At 69.7% G+C, this 20216-nt stretch carries 22 protein-coding genes and 1 pseudogene; 11 read left to right on the top strand and 12 right to left on the bottom strand.

Going from position 1 to position 20216, the window contains the following annotated elements; all coding sequences use genetic code 11:
• A partial coding sequence (locus KZ829_RS37105; protein ID WP_372453989.1) for a carbohydrate ABC transporter permease occupies positions 1-250 on the bottom strand: 250 nt, incomplete at its 3' end.
• Positions 251-498: 248 nt separating this feature from the next.
• Between KZ829_RS37105 and KZ829_RS37100 the strand changes: the two genes are divergently transcribed.
• Positions 499-1065 (top strand): GNAT family N-acetyltransferase, encoded by a 567-nt coding sequence (locus tag KZ829_RS37100; RefSeq protein ID WP_220148507.1) that lies wholly within the window; start codon positions 499-501, stop codon positions 1063-1065.
• 28 nt (positions 1066-1093) lie between these two features.
• Here KZ829_RS37100 and KZ829_RS37095 read toward each other — a convergent pair whose 3' ends face one another.
• Positions 1094-2134 (bottom strand): LacI family DNA-binding transcriptional regulator, encoded by a 1041-nt coding sequence (locus tag KZ829_RS37095; RefSeq protein ID WP_220148506.1) that lies wholly within the window; start codon positions 2132-2134, stop codon positions 1094-1096.
• 258 nt (positions 2135-2392) lie between these two features.
• Positions 2393-3625: a pectin acetylesterase-family hydrolase gene (locus KZ829_RS37090; protein ID WP_220148505.1), complete on the bottom strand. Its 1233-nt coding sequence runs from the start codon at positions 3623-3625 to the stop codon at positions 2393-2395.
• 122 nt (positions 3626-3747) lie between these two features.
• Between KZ829_RS37090 and KZ829_RS37085 the strand changes: the two genes are divergently transcribed.
• The 3 genes from KZ829_RS37085 to KZ829_RS37075 all read left to right on the top strand — a co-directional run bounded on the left by KZ829_RS37085 (position 3748) and on the right by KZ829_RS37075 (position 6282).
• Positions 3748-4359, top strand: coding sequence for a TetR/AcrR family transcriptional regulator (locus KZ829_RS37085; RefSeq protein ID WP_220148504.1), 612 nt, complete (start codon positions 3748-3750; stop codon positions 4357-4359).
• 70 nt (positions 4360-4429) lie between these two features.
• Positions 4430-5440, top strand: a complete 1011-nt coding sequence (locus KZ829_RS37080) for a LacI family DNA-binding transcriptional regulator (protein WP_220148503.1) — start codon at positions 4430-4432, stop codon at positions 5438-5440.
• 218 nt (positions 5441-5658) lie between these two features.
• Positions 5659-6282 carry a GyrI-like domain-containing protein gene (locus KZ829_RS37075; protein ID WP_220148502.1) on the top strand — a complete coding sequence of 208 codons (624 nt, stop codon included), beginning with the start codon at positions 5659-5661 and terminating at the stop codon, positions 6280-6282.
• Between the two features lie 11 nt (positions 6283-6293).
• Here KZ829_RS37075 and KZ829_RS37070 read toward each other — a convergent pair whose 3' ends face one another.
• The 3 genes from KZ829_RS37070 to KZ829_RS37060 form a co-directional block, all read right to left on the bottom strand.
• Positions 6294-6866: a LytR C-terminal domain-containing protein gene (locus tag KZ829_RS37070; protein WP_220148501.1), complete on the bottom strand. Its 573-nt coding sequence runs from the start codon at positions 6864-6866 to the stop codon at positions 6294-6296.
• Positions 6847-7359 carry a SigE family RNA polymerase sigma factor gene (locus tag KZ829_RS37065; protein ID WP_220148500.1) on the bottom strand — a complete coding sequence of 171 codons (513 nt, stop codon included), beginning with the start codon at positions 7357-7359 and terminating at the stop codon, positions 6847-6849. Before KZ829_RS37065 ends, KZ829_RS37070 begins: the two co-directional genes overlap by 20 nt.
• Before the next feature lie 365 nt (positions 7360-7724).
• Entirely contained in the window at positions 7725-8432 is a 708-nt protein-coding gene (locus KZ829_RS37060) for an HAD family hydrolase (RefSeq protein WP_308285821.1), read from the bottom strand.
• Positions 8433-8477: 45 nt separating this feature from the next.
• Here KZ829_RS37060 and KZ829_RS43605 point away from each other — a divergent pair, with 45 nt between their 5' ends.
• Positions 8478-9179, top strand: coding sequence for a hypothetical protein (locus KZ829_RS43605; RefSeq protein WP_246636889.1), 702 nt, complete (start codon positions 8478-8480; stop codon positions 9177-9179).
• On the opposite strand, the gene KZ829_RS37050 is transcribed toward KZ829_RS43605, so the two are convergent.
• From KZ829_RS37050 to KZ829_RS37035, 4 genes and pseudogenes are all read right to left on the bottom strand, one after another.
• A complete protein-coding gene (locus KZ829_RS37050; protein ID WP_220148497.1) occupies positions 9169-10473 on the bottom strand; it encodes an aspartate aminotransferase family protein in 1305 nt (434 codons plus the stop codon). The genes KZ829_RS43605 and KZ829_RS37050 overlap by 11 nt on opposite strands.
• 39 nt (positions 10474-10512) lie before the next feature.
• The gene (locus KZ829_RS37045; protein WP_220148496.1) at positions 10513-11148 is read right to left on the bottom strand and encodes a TetR/AcrR family transcriptional regulator; all 636 of its coding nucleotides are present in this window, start codon (positions 11146-11148) and stop codon (positions 10513-10515) included.
• Positions 11148-12434 (bottom strand): annotated as a pseudogene (locus KZ829_RS37040) (methyltransferase); the annotation flags it as partial. The gene KZ829_RS37045 and the pseudogene KZ829_RS37040, both read right to left, overlap by 1 nt.
• A complete protein-coding gene (locus KZ829_RS37035) occupies positions 12431-13309 on the bottom strand; it encodes a hypothetical protein (protein WP_220148494.1) in 879 nt (292 codons plus the stop codon). The pseudogene KZ829_RS37040 and the gene KZ829_RS37035, both read right to left, overlap by 4 nt.
• Before the next feature lie 374 nt (positions 13310-13683).
• Here KZ829_RS37035 and helR point away from each other — a divergent pair, with 374 nt between their 5' ends.
• The 3 genes from helR to KZ829_RS37020 all read left to right on the top strand — a co-directional run bounded on the left by helR (position 13684) and on the right by KZ829_RS37020 (position 16846).
• Positions 13684-15765, top strand: a complete 2082-nt coding sequence (gene helR, locus KZ829_RS37030; protein ID WP_246636888.1) for an RNA polymerase recycling motor ATPase HelR — start codon at positions 13684-13686, stop codon at positions 15763-15765.
• Between the two features lie 9 nt (positions 15766-15774).
• Complete coding sequence (locus tag KZ829_RS37025; protein ID WP_220148493.1) at positions 15775-16227, top strand: SRPBCC family protein; 453 nt, start codon at positions 15775-15777, stop codon at positions 16225-16227.
• 169 nt (positions 16228-16396) lie between these two features.
• A complete protein-coding gene (locus KZ829_RS37020; RefSeq protein WP_220148492.1) occupies positions 16397-16846 on the top strand; it encodes a hypothetical protein in 450 nt (149 codons plus the stop codon).
• 56 nt (positions 16847-16902) lie between these two features.
• Here KZ829_RS37020 and KZ829_RS37015 read toward each other — a convergent pair whose 3' ends face one another.
• Entirely contained in the window at positions 16903-17883 is a 981-nt protein-coding gene (locus KZ829_RS37015) for an NAD(P)-dependent alcohol dehydrogenase (RefSeq protein ID WP_220148491.1), read from the bottom strand.
• Positions 17884-17978: 95 nt separating this feature from the next.
• Between KZ829_RS37015 and KZ829_RS37010 the strand changes: the two genes are divergently transcribed.
• The gene (locus KZ829_RS37010; RefSeq protein ID WP_220148490.1) at positions 17979-18635 is read left to right on the top strand and encodes a TetR/AcrR family transcriptional regulator; all 657 of its coding nucleotides are present in this window, start codon (positions 17979-17981) and stop codon (positions 18633-18635) included.
• 143 nt (positions 18636-18778) lie between these two features.
• Here KZ829_RS37010 and KZ829_RS37005 read toward each other — a convergent pair whose 3' ends face one another.
• Positions 18779-19330: a dihydrofolate reductase family protein gene (locus KZ829_RS37005; RefSeq protein ID WP_220148489.1), complete on the bottom strand. Its 552-nt coding sequence runs from the start codon at positions 19328-19330 to the stop codon at positions 18779-18781.
• Positions 19331-19361: 31 nt separating this feature from the next.
• Here KZ829_RS37005 and KZ829_RS37000 point away from each other — a divergent pair, with 31 nt between their 5' ends.
• On the top strand, positions 19362-19880 hold the full coding sequence (locus tag KZ829_RS37000; protein ID WP_220148488.1) for a hypothetical protein: 519 nt from the start codon (positions 19362-19364) through the stop codon (positions 19878-19880).
• Entirely contained in the window at positions 19799-20200 is a 402-nt protein-coding gene (locus KZ829_RS36995) for a hypothetical protein (protein ID WP_220148487.1), read from the top strand. Before KZ829_RS37000 ends, KZ829_RS36995 begins: the two co-directional genes overlap by 82 nt.
• The last annotated feature ends 16 nt before the right edge of the window (positions 20201-20216 follow it).

The raw sequence follows: 20216 nt of genomic DNA, 5'->3' as shown, positions 1-20216 counted from the left end.
CCAACTGCAACGGCACCGAGATCAGCACATATTCGAACGTGACACCGAGCGCGTGATGCAGCCGCTGATCACCGAGCATCCGGGTGATGTTCTCCGAACCGTTGAACTCCGGCGGCTGGATCAGGTTGTAGTCGGTGAACCCGAGCACCAACGACGCCGTCACCGGCCCGGCAGTGATCAGGACCAGCCCCGCGAACCAGGGCAACAGGAACAGATACGCGGCCTTGTTGTCACGCTTGAGGGCGCTCACTCATCCTCCTTCACAGGGGGATCAACGGAACGTTTCAAACCGTGGCGGTGTGCCCTCCGCCGTGCGGGAAAACGTATTCCAGAGTTTGCGGCCCCATCGCATCGACGGTCAAGTGTTTCCACGAGATGTCCCTCGGTGCCGGGCTGTCGTCGCGGCGATCGGGCCCCCACGGTGCCGGGCACGCCGGAGTTGCATAGCGTCGCGGCGACGACGAAGATCGGCGAAGCACGACCGAAGACGGGGCGAAGATGTCGACTGAGCGGTTCACCGAGTTGACCACCGAGCGGCTGCGGCTGCGACAGTGGCTCGCCGGCGACCTGGAGACCTGGGCGGAGATGAACGCCGACCCACAGGTCCGCGAGTTCTGGCCGGACCTGCTCACCCGGGACCAGGCCGCCGCCGGCATGGAGCACTTCCGCGGCGAGCTAGCCCAGCGCGGCTGGGGATGGTGGGCGGTCGAGGTGGCCGCGACCGGCGAGTTCATCGGCATGGCCGGTCTCGACCCGGTCGACGAGGATGCCCCGGTGACCGGCGTCGAGGCCGGATGGCGGTTCGCCCGCTCAGCGTGGGGCCGCGGATATGCGACCGAGGCCGCCCGTGCCGTGCTCGCCTACGGGTTCCAGACCCTGCGGTTGCCCGAGATCCTGGCCATCGCGGTGGCCGGCAACGAACGGTCCCTGGCACTGATGCGCCGGCTCGGGATGACCCACGATCCGGCCGAGGACTTCGAAGACCTGACCATGCCACCCGGACCGCTACGGCACAGCGTCGTCTACCGGATCGCCGCCGGCGCTTTCCCGGTCAACGAGCCGTGAACGCGGCCAGGACCTCGACGCTCGTGGGTCAGATGACCTTGGAGCTTTGGCGGACCACGAGGCGGCCGGTCACGGTTTGACGGACGCCGGGGCGGTCGGGCCGGCCGGCGACGGTCAGGGCCAGGCGGATGGAGCGCTCGCCGATCTCCGCGAACGGCAGGGCCACCGTGGTGAGGCGTGGGGTCACGTCCGCGGCCAGGGGGATGTCGTCGAAGCCGGTCACCGACAGGCGCCCCGGGACGTCGACGCCGGCGGCACGGCACGCTGACAGGGCGCCCACCGCGATCGTGTCGTTGACCGCCATCAGGGCGTCGAACTCGCCGGGGCTCTCCTCGATGAGCCGGGACGTGACCGCGTAACCGCCGGCACGGTTGACCGGGCAGTCGATCACCCGGATGTCGCGTACGTCGACGCCGCCGCCGAGCAGGCCCTCGAGGAAGCCGGTGGTGCGCGCGGCCGCGAACGTGCGCTCGCGGGTACCGGCCAGGATCGCGATCCGGCGGTGACCGGTGGCGGCCAGGTGCGCGCCCATCAGCCGGGCCGAGCCACGGTCGTCGACACCGATCGCGTCGAACGGGGCGTCCATGTCGCCGTAGATCACCACCCGGCCGCCGCGCCGCTCGTAGGCGTGCAGTTCCTCGGCGAGCCGGGCCCCGTACGCCGTGGTCGCCGTCCAACTCGACGTGATCACGAGCGCGCGGGGCCGGAACGCGCACACCGTCCGCACCGTCTCCAACTGCCGCCGCGTGTCGCCGCCGGCCGCCGACACCGTGACGAACGCGTCGACGGTCCGCGCCTGCCGTTCCATGGCGGCCACCACCTGCGCGATCGACGGGGTGGTCAGGTCGTCGGCGACCAGCGCGATCGAGTCGCTCTTGCGGCGCATGGCCCGGGCCGCCACGTCGGCGGTGTAACGCAGTTCGGAGGCGGCTTCCAGGACCTTGCGGGCATTCTCCGCGGACACGGTACGGGCGCTGCCGCCCAGCACCCGCGAGGCGGTCGCCACCGACACGCCGGCGGCCGCCGCCACCTCACGCAGGGTGACGGTCGGCCTCGCTGGATGCGGCATCAGACTCTCCCCCGGTGGTGCAGGGGCTCATCGTACTGTCACCGCACGGTGACGATCACTTCCTCACTCCGGGTCGAGCCGGCCGGGGTGAACAGTTCGGCTACGTAGGCGTACACCCGGGGGTTCTGTCCTTGATGAAGGTCGACGCGCGCTGCGGAGCCGGTGTTGCGGGTGTCAGCGTCCGCGTGTCGATCAGGGTGCCGTCTCGTACAGGCGGTAGCCGGTGGCGTTGGTGCCCCACCACGGGTTCGCGGTGAGCTATGGGCGGGTCGTTGACGGAAGCAGCTCGTGTCCGAGCGAGAGGTCTTCGTCGTCGATGACGTTGCGCTTGATCCATGCGGAGAAGAGGACTCCGTCGGCCGTGCACTTGTTGTAGAACTCGTTGGTGGTCAGGGTGTGTTCGGTGGTGTGCTTCCCGGGCTTGTGGCCCCAGTCCGTGAGGAAGAAGTTGTAGTGGAGGCCGGACTGGTCGAGGCGTGTGATCGATGCCTTGGTGTTGGCTGCCCAGTCGTCGATGAAGCCGTCGGTCTCGGTTGACGTGTGGTTCAGTGCGGCGCCGAAGCGGGTGAGAGTGTCGTCGTAGAGCGTGTTGCTGTGCAGGTACTTGATGGTGCGCATGGCCGCGTCGGAGCGGTGAAGGAGGGCATCCTCGTATAGGTCGATGCCGATGTGAAAGCCCAGGGTCCCTGCGCTGTCGGCTTTCCAGGTGGTGTCCACGATGTCGCGCCAGCGCTCGGTGACGATTCCGACGCCGTCCGAGAGGCAGTAGAGCTTCGAGTCTGTGTAGTGGTCGGCGATCTGCGGGACGTAGAAGGCGGAGGCCCAGGCTCCGGCGCTTTCGCCGGAGACCATGACCTTGTCGGCGGCCGGGAAGTTGGCGTAGACCCAGTCGAGTACGGCCTTGCAGTTGTTGCGCCCGTTGTGGTGAATCTTGATGGTCTTGCCGTTGTGGGAGTAGGTGTTGGTGATGTCGCCGACGTGCATGTCCCCGGTGCTGTAGGGGACGAAGACGAAGTTCCAGTCGCGGAAGGCGTTGGTGGTGTCGCGGCGGTTGGTCATCCCGGCGAGCCCGGCCGGGAACAGCCGGGTCAGCGAGTTGAAGTAGAACATCTTCAAATCTCGCGTGTAGCCGCGCACCACACCGATCGGCTTGATCGGACGGGCAGCGGTTTCACCGTCCCAGCAGGCGCCGCCACCGGAGAAGTGGATCACCAGGTTGTTGGACGTGCCGCGCCTGACGAACATCGCGTAGCTGGAGCCGTCTGCGCTCACGGTCGCCTCTCCCAGGTCGACGGTGTGCCACTTGGCGTCCGTGATCTCGTCGAGGCCGGCCACGTGGTTCGGGCGGCCGAAGTAGATGAAGTACACGTAGTGGAATCCCAGAACGAGTACGGCACCGATCGCGGCTGCGGTCACCGCCGCGTTCGTGTACAGGCCGTAGGCGATCGCGGTGCCAATGACTGCGGCGGCGATCCACTTTGCTGCTTTCATTCTTTTCCCGCCTGTCCGTGTCGTGAGAGTGAGCGTTCGGAGGGCTTGGCCAGGGTCAGCCGAACTAGCTTCACTCATACTCTTACTATACCGGGTTTACTTTTAGCATCAAGGTAAGAAGAGTGCGAGGCTATGATGGGGGCATGGTGGATGCAGAGCCTCTGGGTCGGCGTGAGCGCAAGAAGGCAGCAACGCGGGCGACCATCCTGGAAGCGGCGACGGCGCTGTTCCTTGAGCGTGGTTTCGACGCTGTGACGGTGCGCGAGATCGCGGACCAGGCCGATGTGACACCCAAGACGGTCTTCACGCACTTCCCGCAGAAGGAAGCGCTCGTCTTCGCCGACGAGAAGGAACGGCACGAGCGACTCGTGGCCGCGGTCCGTGACCGCGGCCCGGGCCTTTCGGTCTCCGGCGCGCTCAAGGCGCACTACCTGGCGGAGATCGCCGCACTGAAGACGGAGCCGCAGAGCCGGATCCTCGCGCTGATGGACGGCACGCCGGCGCTGATCGACTACGCGGAAAGGATGTGGCTGCGTCACGAGGATGCGCTGATCGCCACGCTCACCGAGGAGTTCGGTCTCGACGAGCCCAGTGAGGAGATCCGCTTCTACGTGCGCTTCGCGCTGCAGATCCAGCTGATGGCAGTCCGCGAGGCTGATCCGGAGGCGTCGGTCGAGGCCGGCTTCCGGTTCCTCGACCAGGGGTGGGCCTCCTACGGCAAGGGCGGGCGCTAATGTGCCCCGTAACGGGAAAACGTATTCCCTGCCCCCTTGTGAGCGGCAAGCACCTGGCACAATCACGCAGGTGGAACCCGAGCACATCACGCTGCGCGACGTGGCCCGCGAGGCAGGCGTCTCGTACGCCACCGCGTCCCGGGCACTCAACGGCAGCGACCGTACCGTCCGCAAGGAGAACGCCGACCGCGTCCGCGCCGCCGCCGACCGCCTCGGCTACACCCCCGACCTGTCCGCCCAGGCCATCGCCCGGGGATCGAGCAGCACGGTCGCCCTGGTCGTCAACGACATCGACGACCCGTACTTCTCCTCGATCGCCGCCGGCGTCACCGAAGCCGCCCAGGAGGCGGGCCTGATCGTCACGATGGCGATCGCCGACCGCTCCCCCGGCCTGGAACTCCAGATCGTCCGCACGCTCCGCGGCCACCGCCCCCGCGCCGTGATCATCGCGGGCACCCGCACCGCCGGCTCGGGCACCCACACCGCCCTGACCGACGAACTGTCCGCCTACCACGACTCCGGCGGCCGGGTCGCCCTGATCAGCCAGCCCGAACTCCCGTTCACCACCCTGTCCATCGACAACTACGGCGGCGCCCACCGGCTCGCGACAGCCCTGGCCGACGCCGGGCACCGCCGTTTCGCGATCGTCCACGCCGGCGACGACATCCGCACCTCCGCCGACCGCCGCCACGGTTTCACCGACGGCCTGCACGCGTCCGGCCTCACCCTGGACGCCGCCGACCAGATCGTCGCCGACTTCACCCGCGCCGGCGGAAACCAGGCGGCCGCCGCGATCGCGTCACGCCGCCCCGAGGCGGTCTTCGCCGTCAACGACGTGATGGCCATCGGCCTGATGAGCGGCCTCCGCGACGCCGGCCTCACCCCCGGCGCCGACATCGCGGTGGCCGGCTTCGACGACATAGCCGCCGCCGTCGACGTCCTCCCACCCCTCAGCACGGTCCGCGTCCCCCTGCACGACCTCGGCCGCCAGGCCCTGGAGCTGGCCCTTTCCGGCGACGCCCCCACCCACGTCGACATCCCCGTCGAACTCGTCCTCCGCGAGAGCACCCCCAGAACCTAAATTTCCGGTACCCGAGACGCTGTCCCGTCGTTACCAGAACAGTTCCGCCCTGCCACGCGAGCCGACTGCCAACTCTGGTCCGTTCCCATCAGTGAGGGCGGCGGCGACGTCACCGGGCGACTGCTCCCGCATCGGGTGATCCGTACCGGGCGGACGGTTTAGGGTGGGCGGGTGCCCGGTTCCGCCTGCGACGACCGCCTCCGGCGGTGGTCTTCCCGATGACGACCAAGATCGACTTCAAGAAGGAGATCGGCGCGTACGCGGCGCGGCGCGGTCGCTTCCAGATCGTCGACGTGCCGGATCTGCGCTACCTCATGATCGACGGGCACGGCGATCCCAACACCGGCCCGGCTTTCACCGAAGCGGCCGAGGCGCTCTACCCGCTGGCCTACCGGCTGAAGTTCGCCAGCAAGCAGGACCTGGGCCGCGACTACGTCGTGATGCCGCTGGAGGGCCTGTGGTGGGCCGACGACATGGATTCGTTCACGGCGGCCCGGGACAAGAGCCGGTGGGACTGGACGCTCATGATCATGGTGCCCGACTGGATCGACCAGGACATGGTCGCCGGCGCCGTGGGACAGACCGCCGCCAAGGCCGGCCCACGGCGCCTGCACGACGTCCGCCTCGGCGAACTGTCGGAAGGGCGCTGTGTGCAGATCCTGCACGTCGGTTCCTACGACGACGAGACCGCGACGCTGGAACAGATGCACCAGCGCTTCATCCCGGAGAACGGGCTCCGGATGACCGGCCGGCATCATGAGATCTATCTCAGCGACGCCCGCAAGGTCGACCCCGGCAGACTCCGCACCATCCTCCGGCAACCGGTCGAGGCCTGCGAGTAGAGACACGGACCTCAGCCGCACTCCGGTGGCGCGGTCGGCACGCCGACGGTGACCAGGTTCTGGTTGAGTTCGGTGGCGGTGGCGAGGCGGTCGAAGTCCGGCCCCGGGGCCAGGTCGACGGCCGGACCTGGGCGTGCCGGGTCGAACCGCATCGTGACCTCGCCGTGCACGGCCGCCCGCAGCAACGTCGCCCCGCCGATGGACTCGGGCCCGTAGGTCAGGGTGGTCGCGGCCTCGGATGCGACCGCCCCGTCGAGCACCGTGAAACCCCGTTCACGCAGCTCCGAAGCGATCCCGGCGTCGGGCACCCGGACCTGGACGTCGGAGGGGCTGTCCGGGAGCATGAGCTCGCAGGTGAACGGGGCGGGCCCCGCGGGCGGCATCGAAGTCTCGTCCTGCCACGGCCCCGCGAACGCGACGCCCGCCGACACCGCCACCACGGCAGCGGCCACGGAAACCGTCCCGGCCAGCTGACGGCGGCCCCGGGCCCGGCCGCGCGCGCGGACCTCGGCGGCCGGTTTCATCTCGAGGTCGCGCACGTCGTCGGCCAGTTCCCGCAGGCGGTCAGGCACCGGATGTGACATCGCTGTTCTCCTTCTCGTCGAGTAGTCCGCTGAGCGCCGTCCGTGCCCGGGAGAGCCGCACCTTGATCGTGCCCACCGGGACGCCGGTGCTCGCGGCGATCTCGTGGACCGGCATGTCCAGCAGGTAGTGCATGGCGATGGCCTGCCGCTGCGCCACCGGCAGGCGCTGGAGCGCGCCGGTGACGGCCACCCGGTCCGGTGACGGGCCGCCGATCGCCTCGTCGGGGCGGCCCATCCGGGCGCGGGCGGCGAGCCGGCGCCGCAGGCCGCGCCACCGGTTCGCCATCAGCCGCCAGGCGACCGACCGCACCCAGGCTTCGGGATCCTCGTACCGGGAGACCCGGGACCAGTGTTGCCAGGCGCGGGCGAAGGCTTCCTGGGCGAGGTCCTGCGCTTCGGCCCGGTCACCGCAGGCCGCGTACAGGTAGAGCACGACGCGGCGACCCGTCGCTATGTAGAAGGCGTCGAAGTCGGCGCTGTCCTTACCTGTCATGGTTCCCGCTTCCCCGTCGGTGTTGCGCACACCAGAGAACACACCGCAGCCGCGCATCCGGTTACATGCGCGGCGAAGAATTTCTCGCCGCCGGCCTCAGCCATGGCAACGGTGTCGAGGGAGGCTCGATCGGCACGCCCAACCACGGCCGGTCGAGTCGAGGCGCGCTGCGGGGCCTCCGGTCAGCCTCCGATCTCGCAGGCGTCGCCCATCACGGCACGCCCATCCGCACATCGGGATCGACGCTCCACGACTGCAACCTGAGCGGGGTAACGTCCCTGCCGCCAAACTGCACCCGAGCGGGACGCTGATCGACAACAACCGCCCCATGCTCGACCGCGCCGGTCCCTTCCGGCGGGCAGAGCTCACTGGCAGGAATCCCGCCTCGCATGTTTGCCGTCGGCACGGACGAACCTCGTTGGCAAAGGACACTCCGCGATCAGGACGGGAAGTTCGTCCAGCGAGTCGATGCGGAACAGGCAGCGCTCGGCGATCTCCGGCATGTCGAGGATGTGGCCCCACGGGCTGCGCCGGATCAGGCACGCCCGCATGCCGGCGGCCATGGCCGGGGCGGCGTCGTTGTCGGGACGGTCCCCGACGTACAGGATGGAGGCGGGTTCGACCCCGGCGACGTCGAGGACCCGATCGAAGAAGGCCGGCGCGGGTTTCTCCACGCCCCAGCCCTCCGACGTGCCGATCACGTCGACCGGCAGGTCGAGCTCCCGCAGCAGTTGCTCGGCGTGGGCGGGCTGGTTGCCGGCGAGCCCCACGAGCAGCCCCTGTTCTTTCAGGGCGGCCAGGCACGATCGCGCGTCCGGGTAGAGGTCCTCCTCGCCGAAGGTCTCCGGTCTCCCGGCGGCCACTCGGAGCCGCCGCTCGGTTTCGATGTCGAAGTCGGGCCGGAAGGTCCGGAACGTCTCCCGGTAGTCGAGCCCTCGCGCCATCACCGCACCGAATACCGCCGACAGCGTGTGCCGTGGCACGCCGAGCCAGTCCGCCCAGGCGGCGAACTCCCGGGACTCGTCGAGAATGGTTCCGCCGACATCGAAGAAGACCGCTCTGATGGTCGCCACCGGGCCAGAGTAGAGACCTTGCGCTGATCTTCCAGAATCGCGTGTGTGGATCCGACTCCTGTCCGGCGGCTTCGCCTGCTGGCATGTATGGCCGCGCCCGCGGTGGTGGCCGCGGTCGCGGACATGCGCGGCTGGAAGCTCTGGCTGCTGGTTCTCACGCTGGCGGTGACGCTGCTGGTGGTGGGGCTGCTGATTCCGGCCCGGACGTGGAAACGGGAGGACAAGTACGACAAGGTCCCCATCGCGGGGATGGTGTTCGCGGCGCTCGTGCTCTTCGCGTCGATGAACTGGGGCGCAAGGCTGATCGTGCTGGGCGTGTTCGGCCACACCGAGACGGCGCATGTCGGCAGCGTGAGCATCAGTCTGGACACGGAGAACCGGGGCGGCCGGATCCTGCGGGAGAACTGTTACCGGCTGACCCGCCTCGACGGGTCGCCGCTGCCGGGCACGATCTGCCGGCGGGACAGATATCCCAGCAACGACGAGTTCGGGGTCGGCGACGACATCGCGGTGCTGCTGGACCCGACGGGCCTGGTCGCCCCGGAGACGCCGGACCATGTGCGCTGGGCCTGGCTCCCGGGCGGTCTCGCGGCGGCGGCGCTCGCCGGGCTGGTCTGGGCCGTCTGGCGTAACGCGGGGCGGCCCGTGCCGGAGCCGCTGTGGCAGCCCCGGTACGTCCGTCAGGAGGCGCGCCCCCGCAAACGGCGGGTGCCGAAGGCGAGCCGTAAACGCCCGCCTAAGCGGTGACCGCCACCTCGCCGATCGCCTGGTCCAGAATCGAAAGGCCGAGTTCCAGTTCCTCGAAGGACGAGGTGAGGGCCGGGGCGATCCGGAACACGCCGCCCATCGCCGGCAGCTGGACCACGTTCATGTGCAGGCCGAGTTCCAGGCAGCGGCGGGTCACGGCGACGCCGAGTTCGTCGGCGGGCTGCTTGGTGGCGCGGTCCAGGACCAGTTCCAGACCGATCAGAAGACCCCTTCCCCGTACGTCGCCGATCACCGCGTGTTTGCCGGCCAGTTCGGTCAGTCCCTTGCTCAGGTGGGTGCCGAGTTCACGAGCCCGCTGGTCGAGGTGCTCGGATTCGAGTACGTCGAGGACCGTGTTGCCGACCGCGGCGACGAGCGGGTCGGACACGTGGGTGGTGAAGAAGAGGAAGCCCCGCTCGTGGGCGATCCGTTCGATCTCCTCGCTGGTGACGACGGCGGCCAGGGGCAGGCCGGCGCCCAGCGTCTTGGAGAGGGTGATGATGTCGGGTACGACGCCGTCGCGCTGGAAGGCGTACCAGTCTCCGGTGCGGCACAGCCCGGTCTGCGCCTCGTCGAGGATGAGCAGCCCACCGCGTTCGTGGCATTTGTCGCGGAGGGCGGCGAGGTAGCCGGGCGGCAGGTCGAGGACGCCGCCGGAGCTGAGGATCGGCTCGACCACGCAGGCGGCGAGGCTGCCCACCGATTGGGCGTCGATCATCTCGAAGGCGTAGTCGAGTTGCCGCCGCCAGTCGAGTTGGCCGTCCGGGGTGGTGAAGTCGGGCCGGTACGCGTTCGGCGTGGGGATGGCGTAGTTGCCGGGCGCCGCCGGCCCGTACCCCTTGCGTCCTGAGCTGTAGGTGGCACTGGCCGCGGCCTGCGTCATGCCGTGCCATGACCGGGCGAAGGAGATGATCTCGTGGCCGCCGGTCACGAGTTTCGCCATCCGGATGGCGGCCTCGTTGGATTCGGCGCCGGTGGTGAGCAGCAGGACCTTGCTGAGCGGGTCGGGCAGTGATTCGGCGAGGCGGCGGGCGAGGTCGACGACGGGCCGGCTGAGCATGCCGCTGAACAGGTGGTCGAGGGTGGCGGCCTGGCGCTGGACGGTGGCGGTGACGGCCGGGTGGGAGTGCCCGAGGATGGCGCTCATCTGCCCGGACGTGAAGTCGAGAAGTCGCCGGCCGTCGGCGGTGTAGACGAAGCTGCCCTCGGCGCGTTCGATGATCTCCGGGACGAAGCCGCCGGCGCCGGAGTAGCGGATCAGGTGACGCTCGGCGTCGGTCCAGAAGTCAGCCATGCCCCCGACGGTAGGAACCCTTCGAGCGTCACGTCCAGCTCAGCCGCGCGGGGTGGCGGCCTTCTTGATCTTCGACTTGAGGGCGCGGCGGGCCAGCGGCCCGAGTTCGTCGACCACCTCGACCAGGACGGCGAGCTGGCCGAGGGCGTCCAGGGCGCGGTAGGCGCCGTCGCGGTCGACGCCCTCGTAGAGTTCGATGCCGACGAACGCGGCGCCGACCGCGCGGGCCAGGCCGGGGATGTCGGCGACCTCGGCGACCGGCGAGCCGGCCAGCAGCCGTTGCAGGACCGTCTCGATCTCGTCGATCCACAACCGCAGCGCGGCGGCGGTCGGTGCGGCCAACCGCTCCCCCGACTGGGCGGCCGCCAGCATCTGGGCGAGCACCGACACGTTGCCCATGGCGAGTTCCTGGTCGTGCAACTCCCGGCCCACCTGAAGCAGTTCGCGCAGTGAGCCGACCGCCGCGAACCGTTCGGCGAACGCGTCGACCCGCTGCCGGGTCGCCTGTTCGCAGGCCGCGCTGAGCAGGTCGTCGACCGACCCGAAGTGGTAGAAGACGAGTGCCTGGTTGGCTCCGGCGGCGGCCGCGATGGTCCGCGCCGACACGCCGGTGACGCCGTGCTCGCGCAGCGCGGCGAGGGCTCCGTCGAGCAGTCGCTGCTTGGTGTCGCTCATGCTTCTCCTGTCGCCTCCGCGCGATCATTCTGCCGCAGTGGTGCGCCGCCGGCCGGGTGCGGGGGCGCGATCAGTGCGTCGGTGATCAGCTGGGCGAGCCGGTTCAGGCCGGGGAGCAGCAAAAACATGGAGATGTACGCGGGGAGCGCGCCGATGTGCTCCAAGGATCGGGCGACGGCCGCGACCCCGTCGGCGGTGTGCCCGTCGGCGGCCTCGTAGCGGGCGCGCCACAGTGTGCCGGGGTGGGTGGAGGCGGGCAGGATGGTCAGTCCGGCCGGGTGGCGTCGTTGCAGGGCGTCACGGACGGTCGTGCACGGTCCGCAGTCGTCGTCGAGCCACAGTCGTGCGGGGACCGGTTCGTAGGGGGTCCTCCGGGGTCGCCAGTCCCGTACCCGGTCGCGGTAATCTCGCCAGCTCTGCCCGTACCGGGATTGAAGGTCCTGTCTTTCGTGCGGCCCGGCGATGGCAGCGGCGAAGGCGGTGGTGCTGAGGGCGACCGCGGCCAGTGTGGCGCTGCGGGTCGCGGCAGCCAGCAGCAGTTGCAGCAGGATGGCGCTGACCTGCATCGGGTTGGCGAGGTAGGCGTAGACGCCGGTGGTGACCAGCCGCGCCGGCGGGTCCCACGGGTAGGGGGTGCCGCCGCCGCGGAGGGCGAACTCGCGGACCCCGGCGAGAGCGGGAAGTGCGACCGCGAGCGCCACCTGGCCGAGCAGGATGATCGCGGACGTGGGCAGGTCGAGTGACCGGCTCCAACTGCCGTCACCCAGAGTGAACGCGACGGTGGGGGTGAGCCACAGCAGCAGCACCGCGAACGTCGCGAATTGCAGCAGCACGCGTGGGATGAGGTGGCGGCGGTCGGCGGTCCAGCGGCCGAGAAGTTGGGCGGGCAGTGCCACCGCGATCAGGCCGAGTGTTTCGCCGAGCAGCCAGTGTGGGCCGAGGTCGATCAGTGGGGTGAGCCGCGGCATGGCGATCACGTCGAGCCAGAACAGCAGGCCGAGCGCGACCGGCAGTGGCAGCCAGCGGCGCAGCAGCACGGGGACCGGCCCCCAGAGGATCGCCCAGCCGAGCCACAGGTCGACGGGGAAGCCGCGGTAGGTGCCGTCGACGTTCGCGAAGCCGTGCCATCCGGCGGCCGTGGCGATCTCGTGCAGTACGGCGAGGCCGGTCGCGGCCGCGATGAATGCCAGGGACGCACCGGCCCGTGCCTGCCTGTCGCGGGCGGCGGCGAGCAGCGCGAGCACCGGGATGAGCAGGCACAGGTAGCGGGCGGCGGTGACGGTCACGTCAGGGCCAGCATGTCCAGGAAGTGGTCCGCGCCGGCGTGCAGGAAGCCGTCCTGGAGCGGTCCGAAGTACCAGGACGGGTCGAGGCCGCGCCGGTAGTCGATGCGCAGCGTGACCTCGGTGCCGGTGCCGCTGGGCCGCCAGCTGATGGTGGCGTCGCGCATCCGCACCCAGCGGCCGGTGATGGAGGTGTCCTCGAGGACCGCGAAGGTGATCTCGTGGTCGGTGGCGGCGCGGACCTCGGTGACGATCTGGCCGCCGGGTCCGTGGGCGCTGCCGTGGTAGCCGAACATCCACCGGTCGCCGACGGTGAGTCCGGTGCCGTGCACGTGCCCGGGAGTGGGCACGCCGAGCAGGCGCAGCGGCAGCGGACGGGTGGCGACGGGTTGCGGGCCGGCGGCGAGGCGGGCGGCGACGTCGGCGGGTGCCGCCGCGACGACCCGGCTGACCTGCACCGACTGGTCGGGGTCGACGCGCCATTCGGGGTTGACGCCCTCGACCCCGGTGAGCAGCAGCGGGATCGGGAGCAGGACGGGGATGATCCGGTCGCGGTCCTGGAACATCCGGCACAGGGCGGTGACGCCGTGTGCGACGCCGTAGACCAGCGGCGCGGCGAGCACGACGCAGATCGCGCCTTCGTGCAGCGCCACGGCCGCCAGCAACAGGCCGACGGTGGTGAGCCGGAACACCGTGCCGTGTGTGCTCCTGCCCGGTGTGAGCGTGAGCGCGGCGGCCAGGACGGTCGGCAGCACGACGAACAGCAGGGCGCTGTCGGCCTTGCCGGCGCGGACGGTCATCGTGAAGAACACGACGCCGAACGCGATGACGATGCCGGTCAGCACAATGTTCGCCGACCTGATCCGGAACTTCTCCACCTTCGGCCTCCCCCGTACGAGCGCCTTTTGAGCGGGCGCTCAAGCCGACGATATCTCTTGTTTGAGCGATCGCTCAAGTCGGGGGGTGTGGCTATCCTCGGCGGCTGTGAGTGATGAACGACCACCGGGACCTCAGCATGATCGTCTTCGACGGCATCGGTTACCGCTGGCGGGATTAGGGCGCTCCGCGAGCGTGCGACGCCCCACGCGAAGGATTGGATTTTGGGGTTCGGAGGTCTGGTCACTCCCCTTCCCTTTCTAAGGTATATCGCACCCCGGGGCTTGCGGCAAGACCCGGGGTAGGGCGCAAAATCGCTGCTCATGGGGTCGGCGTTCGTCGTCCCCGGTCGCGATCGAGGATCGGATTCCGCGTTTTGAACTCTGTGTTCCACCTGCCCGCGAACCTTGCCGCCAAGGCCGACCCGGCGCTGATCGCCGCCGACGAGAGGCATTTCGCCGTGCTGGCGGAGTCGCTCGAACAGCGACTGTCCGAACTGTCCGATCGGCTCGACACCGCGCGCCGGGCGCGGGCCGGGATCGGTCAGCAGGCGCTCGATCGTGACCAGGAGGTTCGGCGGCTCAGCGCGCGGCTGCGGTCGCTGCGCCGGTTCGGTGTGGACCTGTGTCTGGGGCACATGGTCAGCGCCGATGATCCGGAGCCGGTGTATGTCGGGCGGCAGGGCCTCACCGACAGCAGCGGCCGCCAGTTGCTGATCGATTGGCGGTCGCCGGCGGCCGAGCCGTTCTTCGGCGCCACGCACGGTAATCCGATGGGGCTGGTCAGCCGTCGCCGCTACCGGTGGGCGCGGGGGCGGATCAGCGACTACTGGGACGAGGTGTTCGCGGCGGACGACTTCGCCGGGCACGCCGCGGCGCTCGACGACCAGTCGGCGTTCATCGCGAGTCTCGGTGCGGAGCGTTCGGATCGGATGCGGGATGTGCTGGGCACCATCCAGGCCGATCAGGATGCGATCATCCGGGCCGGTTCGCGTGGGGCGCTGGTCGTCGACGGCGGGCCGGGCACCGGCAAGACGGTGGTGGCGCTGCACCGGACCGCCTATCTGCTCTACTCCGATCCGCAGCTGGGCCGGCGTCGTGGTGGGGTGCTGTTCGTCGGGCCGCATCAGCCCTATCTGGCGTACGTCTCCGATGTGCTGCCCAGCCTGGGTGAGGAGGACGTGCAGATCTGTACGCTGCGTGACCTGGTCGCCGAGGGTGCCACGGCGACCGTGGAGGCCGATCCGGAGGTGGCCCGGCTCAAGTCGTCGGTGGACATGGTGGCGGCGATCGAGGCCGCGGTCCGGTTCTACGAGGAGCCGCCCACCAAGCCGACGATCATGGAAACCGACGAGACGGACGTACGGGTGACCGCCGCCGACTGGGCGCGGGCGTTCGAGGCGGTGGAGCCCGGGACCCCGCACAACGAGGCTCGCGACCAGATCTGGGCCGAGTTGCTGGCGGTCCTGGACGTGCCGCCGCATCGTGACCTGCGGGCGGCGTTCAACCGGGTCTGGCCGGTGCTCAAGCCCACCGATCTGGTGGCCGATCTCTGGTCGGTGCCCGCCTACCTGCGCAAATGTGCTCCCTGGTTGAGTGTGGACGAGGTCCGCCGGTTGCAGCGCGCCGACGCGCAGGCGTGGACGGTGTCCGATCTGCCGTTGCTGGACGCGGCCCGGCAGCGGCTGGGTGACCCGGACGCGTCCGCGCGGTCGCGGCGGCGGGAGGCGACGGCGGCCGCCGAGCGTGAGCGCATGTCCCGGGTCGTCGACGATCTGATCGAGGCGGCCGATGACGAGTACGGCACCGGCCTGGTGACCATGCTGCGCGGCGAGGATTTCCACGATGCCCTGGTCGACGAGGCGGCCCTGGGCACGGTCGACCCGGATCGGCTGGCCGGGCCGTTCGCGCACATCGTGGTCGACGAGGCGCAGGAGCTGACCGACGCGGAGTGGCGGATGCTGCTGCTGCGCTGCCCGTCGCGCAGTTTCACCATCGTCGGTGACCGGGCGCAGACCCGGCGGCCGTTCACCGAGTCGTGGCGCGAGCGCCTGACGCGGGTCGGTGTCGACCGGGTGGCGGTGGCGTCGCTGACCGTCAACTACCGCACTCCGGAGGAGGTGATGGTGGAGGCGGAGCCGGTGATCCGGGCGGTGCTGCCGGATGCCAACGTGCCGGCGTCGATTCGGCGCAGTGGTCTGCCGGTCGTCCACGGTGCCGTCGACGACCTGCCCGAAGTGTTGTCGTCGTGGCAGGCCGGGCATCCGGACGGTGTGGCCTGTGTGATCGGTGATCCGTCGTTCGAGGGCACGCCGCGGGTCCGTTCGCTGACCCCGGAGCTGGCCAAGGGTCTGGAGTTCGACCTGGTGGTCCTGGTGGAGCCGGAGGCGTTCGGCGCGGTGGACCGTTATGTGGCGATGACTCGCGCGACCCGGCGGCTGATCATCCTGACCGCATAGGATCGCCGGGTGTACACGACGACGGTGTCCCAGCATGTGCCCGCCAGTCCGGCAGAGGTCTACCGGGCGCTGCTGGACCCGTCGGCGCTCGCGAGGTGGCGGGTGCCGGAGGGTATGACCAGTGAGGTGCACGAGTTCGACGCCCGGGAGGGTGGCGGTTTCCGGATCTCGCTGACGTATGAGTCGCCGGCCGGGTCGGGGAAGTCGTCGGCGCACACCGACACGTACCACGGTTGTTTCCGCAGGCTGGTGCCGGATGCCGAGGTGGTCGAGGAGTTCCGGTTCGAGTCCGGAGATCCGGCGCTGCGCACGGTGATGACGATGACGACGAGGTTGACGGCCGTGCCGGGCGGGACCGAGGTGGTGATCGTGCACGAGAACATCCCGGACGCGATCCCCGCCGCCGACAACGAACTGGGCACCCGGATGGCTTTGAGCAATCTGGCCGCTTTGTTCGCATAGCTCTTCCGTATCTGTCTCTCCATCGCCGGAACGGCATTCTGGGCCGTACGTCCTCAATTGGGTTCTGCGGATTCGGTGAGCGGCCGGGGCATGGACGGGATACTTGAGAACGACTCACGGACGGCGGTTATCGCCTCCGTATTCGCGATCTTGTGAAGGGGATTTCAGCATGACCCTGCCTGGTTTCCGTATATCGGGTATGCGCGCGTTGGGCGCCGCCGTGCTGGCGGCCGGAACGCTCACCGCGGGGCTGCCGACCATGGCATCCGCCGATCCCGGTGACTACACCACCAAGGTCATCGTCAAGAACCGCACCGGTCAGGTGATGGTTCTGACACATTCGCAGGTTACCGATGGAGAATGGATTCAATATCCGCCGGACACGATAGCAAGCAATGGTATCGGCCGGATGAGCACGGCGTCGAGCGAGGACGAGGGTGGCACCGGGGGGACCGTCACCTATGAAAGTGATTACGGCGATGTGGTGATCTATTGGAATGACCCGGACACGTCGGATAAAAATGATTTCAAGTGCGATGCGCCGGACGAGCTCACCTGTTCGACGATCGGCTCGCCGAATGGCCAGCACCCGATACTGAACGTCGATATCTTCGACTGACGCCCACGGACCCACGTCCCGTGCCGGCCCGGTACGGGACGTGGGTGTGTTCTTGATCAGCCTGGCTCGCCGGTCATCGCGATCACGATCTTGCCGGCCACCCGGCCGCGGTCCAGGTGGTGCAGGGCGGCGGCCGCCTCCGGGAAGGGGTAGACCCGGTCGATGACCGGGCGGAGCTCGCCGGCGGCGGCCATCTCGGCGATCTCGGTGAGGTCGTCCCGGTCGGGGCGGGCCAGGAGGGTTCGCACCGGGCCGCCGCGGGTGAGCTTGCCGGTGAGGATGCGCCGGGCCGGGCCGAGCCAACGGCCGCCGGTGCCGACCGACAGCACGAGGACACCGCCGGGCCGCAGCGACCGCCGCAGCTCGGCGAGGGTGTAGTTGCCGGCCAGGTCGAGGATCGCGTCGTAGCCCTCCCCCGGCGCGGCGAGTGGTTCACGGTGCTCGTAGTCGACGACCCCGGTGGCGCCGAGTGCCCGGACCAGGCCGGCGTTGCGCCCGGCGCAGGAGGCGGTGACGATCGCGCCGTGGGCGGCGGCCAGCTGGACGGCGAAGGTGCCGATGCCGCCGGAGGCGCCGGTGATGAGCACTCGGCGGCCGGCGCGGGCGCCGACGGCGTCCCGGATCGACTGCAACGCGGTCGTCCCGGCCAGTGGCAGGGCCGCCGCCTCGGTGAAGGTGAGACCGGCGGGTTTCGCGGCGGCCAGCCGGGCCGGGACGCGAACCAGCTCGCCGATCGCCGCCGGGGTCTCGGCCAGCACGTCGTCGCCCACCCGGTGGTCACGGACGCCGTCTCCGATCGCCTCGACCCGGCCGGCGAGCGCCCGGCCGACGACGAATCCGGCACGGGGTCTTCGCAGGCCGCCGGCGACGGCCCGGATCCCGAACGGCTCGCCGCGCAGGGTCATCCGGTCGGCGGCGTTGAGCCCGGCCGCGTGAACCCGCACGAGCAGGTCACCCGGGCCCGGGACGGGGTCGGTGACCTGCTGCAACGCGGCCTGGCCGGGTGATCCGAACGCGGTCTGGACCAGTGCCCTCATCGCACTCCACCTCCTGATTACAGTGTAAGCTTACGATGTAAGCAAGGGTGCGGTATGGTCGAGCGGTTCCGCAACCCCGTCGGAGAGACGAGAAGATGCCAAAGTCCCGAGAGCCGCTGAGCACGCGACGGGTGCTCCAGGCCGCCCTGGCGCTGGCCGACTCCGGCGGCACCGACTCGCTCTCGATGCGCCACCTCGGCCGCGAGCTGGGCGTCGAGGCCATGTCGCTGTACAGGCATGTCGCCAACAAGGAGGCCGTCCTCGACGGCATCGTCGACCTGGTGGTCGACGAGATCGACCTGCCCGGCGACGACGGCGACTGGAAAGCCGCCATGCGCCGCCGCGGCGAGACCGCCCACCGCGTGCTGACCCGCCATCCCTGGGCGCCGGCACTGCTGATGTCACGCACCAACACCGGCCCGGCCATGCTGCGCTACATCGACTTCACCCTCGGCGTGCTGCGCGGCGCCGGCTTCTCCTGGCGGCTCGCCGACTACGCGTGGAACACCATGGACAGCTATGTCTACGGTTTCACCCTGCGCCGCCTGAACTTCCCGATCGCCGCTTCCGACTACGCCGACACCGCCGCGGCGTATGAGTATCTGCTGGCCGGCGGCCGTTATCCGCACATGGCCGAGCTGACCCGCCAGGTCGCCGAAGGCCACCACCCCGGCGACCCGGACATCACCTTCGGCCTGGACCTGATCCTCGACGGCCTGGAGCACCTCCGCGACCGGGAGGCCACCTCATGACCGGCCTGGAGCACCTCCGCGACCGGGAGGCCACCTCATGACCGGCCTGGAGCACCTCCGCGACCGGGAGGCCACCTCATGACCGGTCCGCAGCGCCTGCACGCCGACCGGTCGCACGCCGTCCGTGAGTCCCTGGACACGGCTCAGGTGGTGTAGCGGATGCGGACCACGCCGGCCGGCCACGTCTCGGTCTCCCGCAACCGCAGCGGAAGCGGAGGGCCGCCGCGCTCCAGCAGCGGCGTGCCGTCACCCAGCGCGATCGGGGCGACGAACAGCTCCAGTTGGTCGACCTCACCGGCCGCGAACAGGGCACGCATCACCGACGCGCTGCCCCACACGATGGTCCGGAACCGCAGTTCGCGCCGCGACCGCACATGCTCGACCGCGTCCGCCACGATGCGGGCCGGCGCGTGCGATCCCCACGGCGCCTCGGTAAGCGTGGTCGAGCAGACCGTCTTGGACAGTGCGTTGACCTGCCGGGCCATCGGCTCGTCGGTCGCCGTCGGCCAGAACGCCGCGAACGACTGGTACGTTCGCCGTCCCAGCAGCACCTCGTCGACCGACTTGAGCAACGCCATGTTGTGCGCTTCGGAGGCCGAGAAGTCCTGGACGGCCGCGAAGACGTCCCGCTCACCGTTGGGGCCGGCGAGGAAACCATCCACAGAGACCCATTGCTGGACGATCACACAGTTCATGTCCACTCCCCCGGACGGAAGGAGACCGGTTGTGAGCAGCCGGCTGACAGCGGTAACCACCACGACGCTACTCGACCACCGGCTCTTCGGCATCGCCGACGACGGCGCCGATGAGGACCTGCCGTTCCCGCACGAGGCCGGCGACTGGGTGTGCGCCGGCCGGTCGTCGATCCTGGTGGAGACACCGTTCGACAGCGACGAGGCGGTCCTGCGCCTGGAGGAGTGGGACGGCGAACCCGCCGAGGACCACGAATGGGACGACGTCGTCGCCGTGACCATCGCCTGCCCGTCCGGGACGATCCGGTTGAACCAGGTGACCGCCGGCTGGGCCGATCCCGGGTTCACCCTCACCCGTCCGGGCGACCAGCACGTGCGCCTGTCCTGCCGCTTCGGCGACGGCGACGATCCCGGGTTCCTGGTCCAGTTCTGGCCGGCCACCACGACCGGGCAGCGCTATTCTTCGCGATCATGGGATTCGCGTTCAGTTTCGACCCGCCGACCGACGACGGCTTTGCCGGCACCCCCTGCGCGTTCAGCAGCGAACAGATGAACTACGTCCGGTTGATCATGATCGAGGCCGGGATTCTGAGCGGGGACGGCTTCACGCAAGCATTGGAGACACCAGGACTGGAGATCTCCGAGGAAACGCTGCCTGCCCGACGTTTCCTGTACAGCGAGGGCCACACTACGGCGGCGGAGGCGGCGTTCATCGCCCGCCGACTACGCGCCGCCCTGGACGCAGGAGTTGTTGCGGAGCTGCTGTCCTTTTTCGATGAACACCCCGGCGCCGAACAAGTGACGGCGTGGGTTGAACAGTTCGCCGCCTTCAACGGCCAAGCGGCAACGCGGGCCGGCTACTACGCTTGCTGACAACCAGGCGCTTCGG

Source organism: Actinoplanes hulinensis (assembly GCF_019429605.1).
GTDB classification, from domain to species: domain Bacteria; phylum Actinomycetota; class Actinomycetes; order Mycobacteriales; family Micromonosporaceae; genus Actinoplanes; species Actinoplanes campanulatus.
This window is presented reverse-complemented; position numbering and strand designations above follow the sequence as displayed.

Bases quoted from the DNA above. Each gene is read 5' to 3' on its own strand.
- KZ829_RS37010 (WP_220148490.1), top strand. From the start codon at position 17,979: ATGCCAAAGTCCCGAGAGCCGCTGAGCACGCGACGGGTGCTCCAGGCC.
- KZ829_RS37100 (WP_220148507.1), top strand. From the start codon at position 499: ATGTCGACTGAGCGGTTCACCGAGTTGACCACCGAGCGGCTGCGGCTG.
- KZ829_RS37075 (WP_220148502.1), top strand. From the start codon at position 5,659: ATGACGACCAAGATCGACTTCAAGAAGGAGATCGGCGCGTACGCGGCG.
- KZ829_RS37095 (WP_220148506.1), bottom strand. From the start codon at position 2,134: ATGCCGCATCCAGCGAGGCCGACCGTCACCCTGCGTGAGGTGGCGGCG.
- KZ829_RS37045 (WP_220148496.1), bottom strand. From the start codon at position 11,148: ATGAGCGACACCAAGCAGCGACTGCTCGACGGAGCCCTCGCCGCGCTG.
- KZ829_RS37090 (WP_220148505.1), bottom strand. From the start codon at position 3,625: ATGAAAGCAGCAAAGTGGATCGCCGCCGCAGTCATTGGCACCGCGATC.
- KZ829_RS37065 (WP_220148500.1), bottom strand. From the start codon at position 7,359: ATGACAGGTAAGGACAGCGCCGACTTCGACGCCTTCTACATAGCGACG.
- KZ829_RS37020 (WP_220148492.1), top strand. From the start codon at position 16,397: ATGACCCTGCCTGGTTTCCGTATATCGGGTATGCGCGCGTTGGGCGCC.
- KZ829_RS37015 (WP_220148491.1), bottom strand. From the start codon at position 17,883: ATGAGGGCACTGGTCCAGACCGCGTTCGGATCACCCGGCCAGGCCGCG.
- KZ829_RS37050 (WP_220148497.1), bottom strand. From the start codon at position 10,473: ATGGCTGACTTCTGGACCGACGCCGAGCGTCACCTGATCCGCTACTCC.
- KZ829_RS36995 (WP_220148487.1), top strand. From the start codon at position 19,799: ATGGGATTCGCGTTCAGTTTCGACCCGCCGACCGACGACGGCTTTGCC.
- KZ829_RS37070 (WP_220148501.1), bottom strand. From the start codon at position 6,866: ATGTCACATCCGGTGCCTGACCGCCTGCGGGAACTGGCCGACGACGTG.
- KZ829_RS37005 (WP_220148489.1), bottom strand. From the start codon at position 19,330: ATGAACTGTGTGATCGTCCAGCAATGGGTCTCTGTGGATGGTTTCCTC.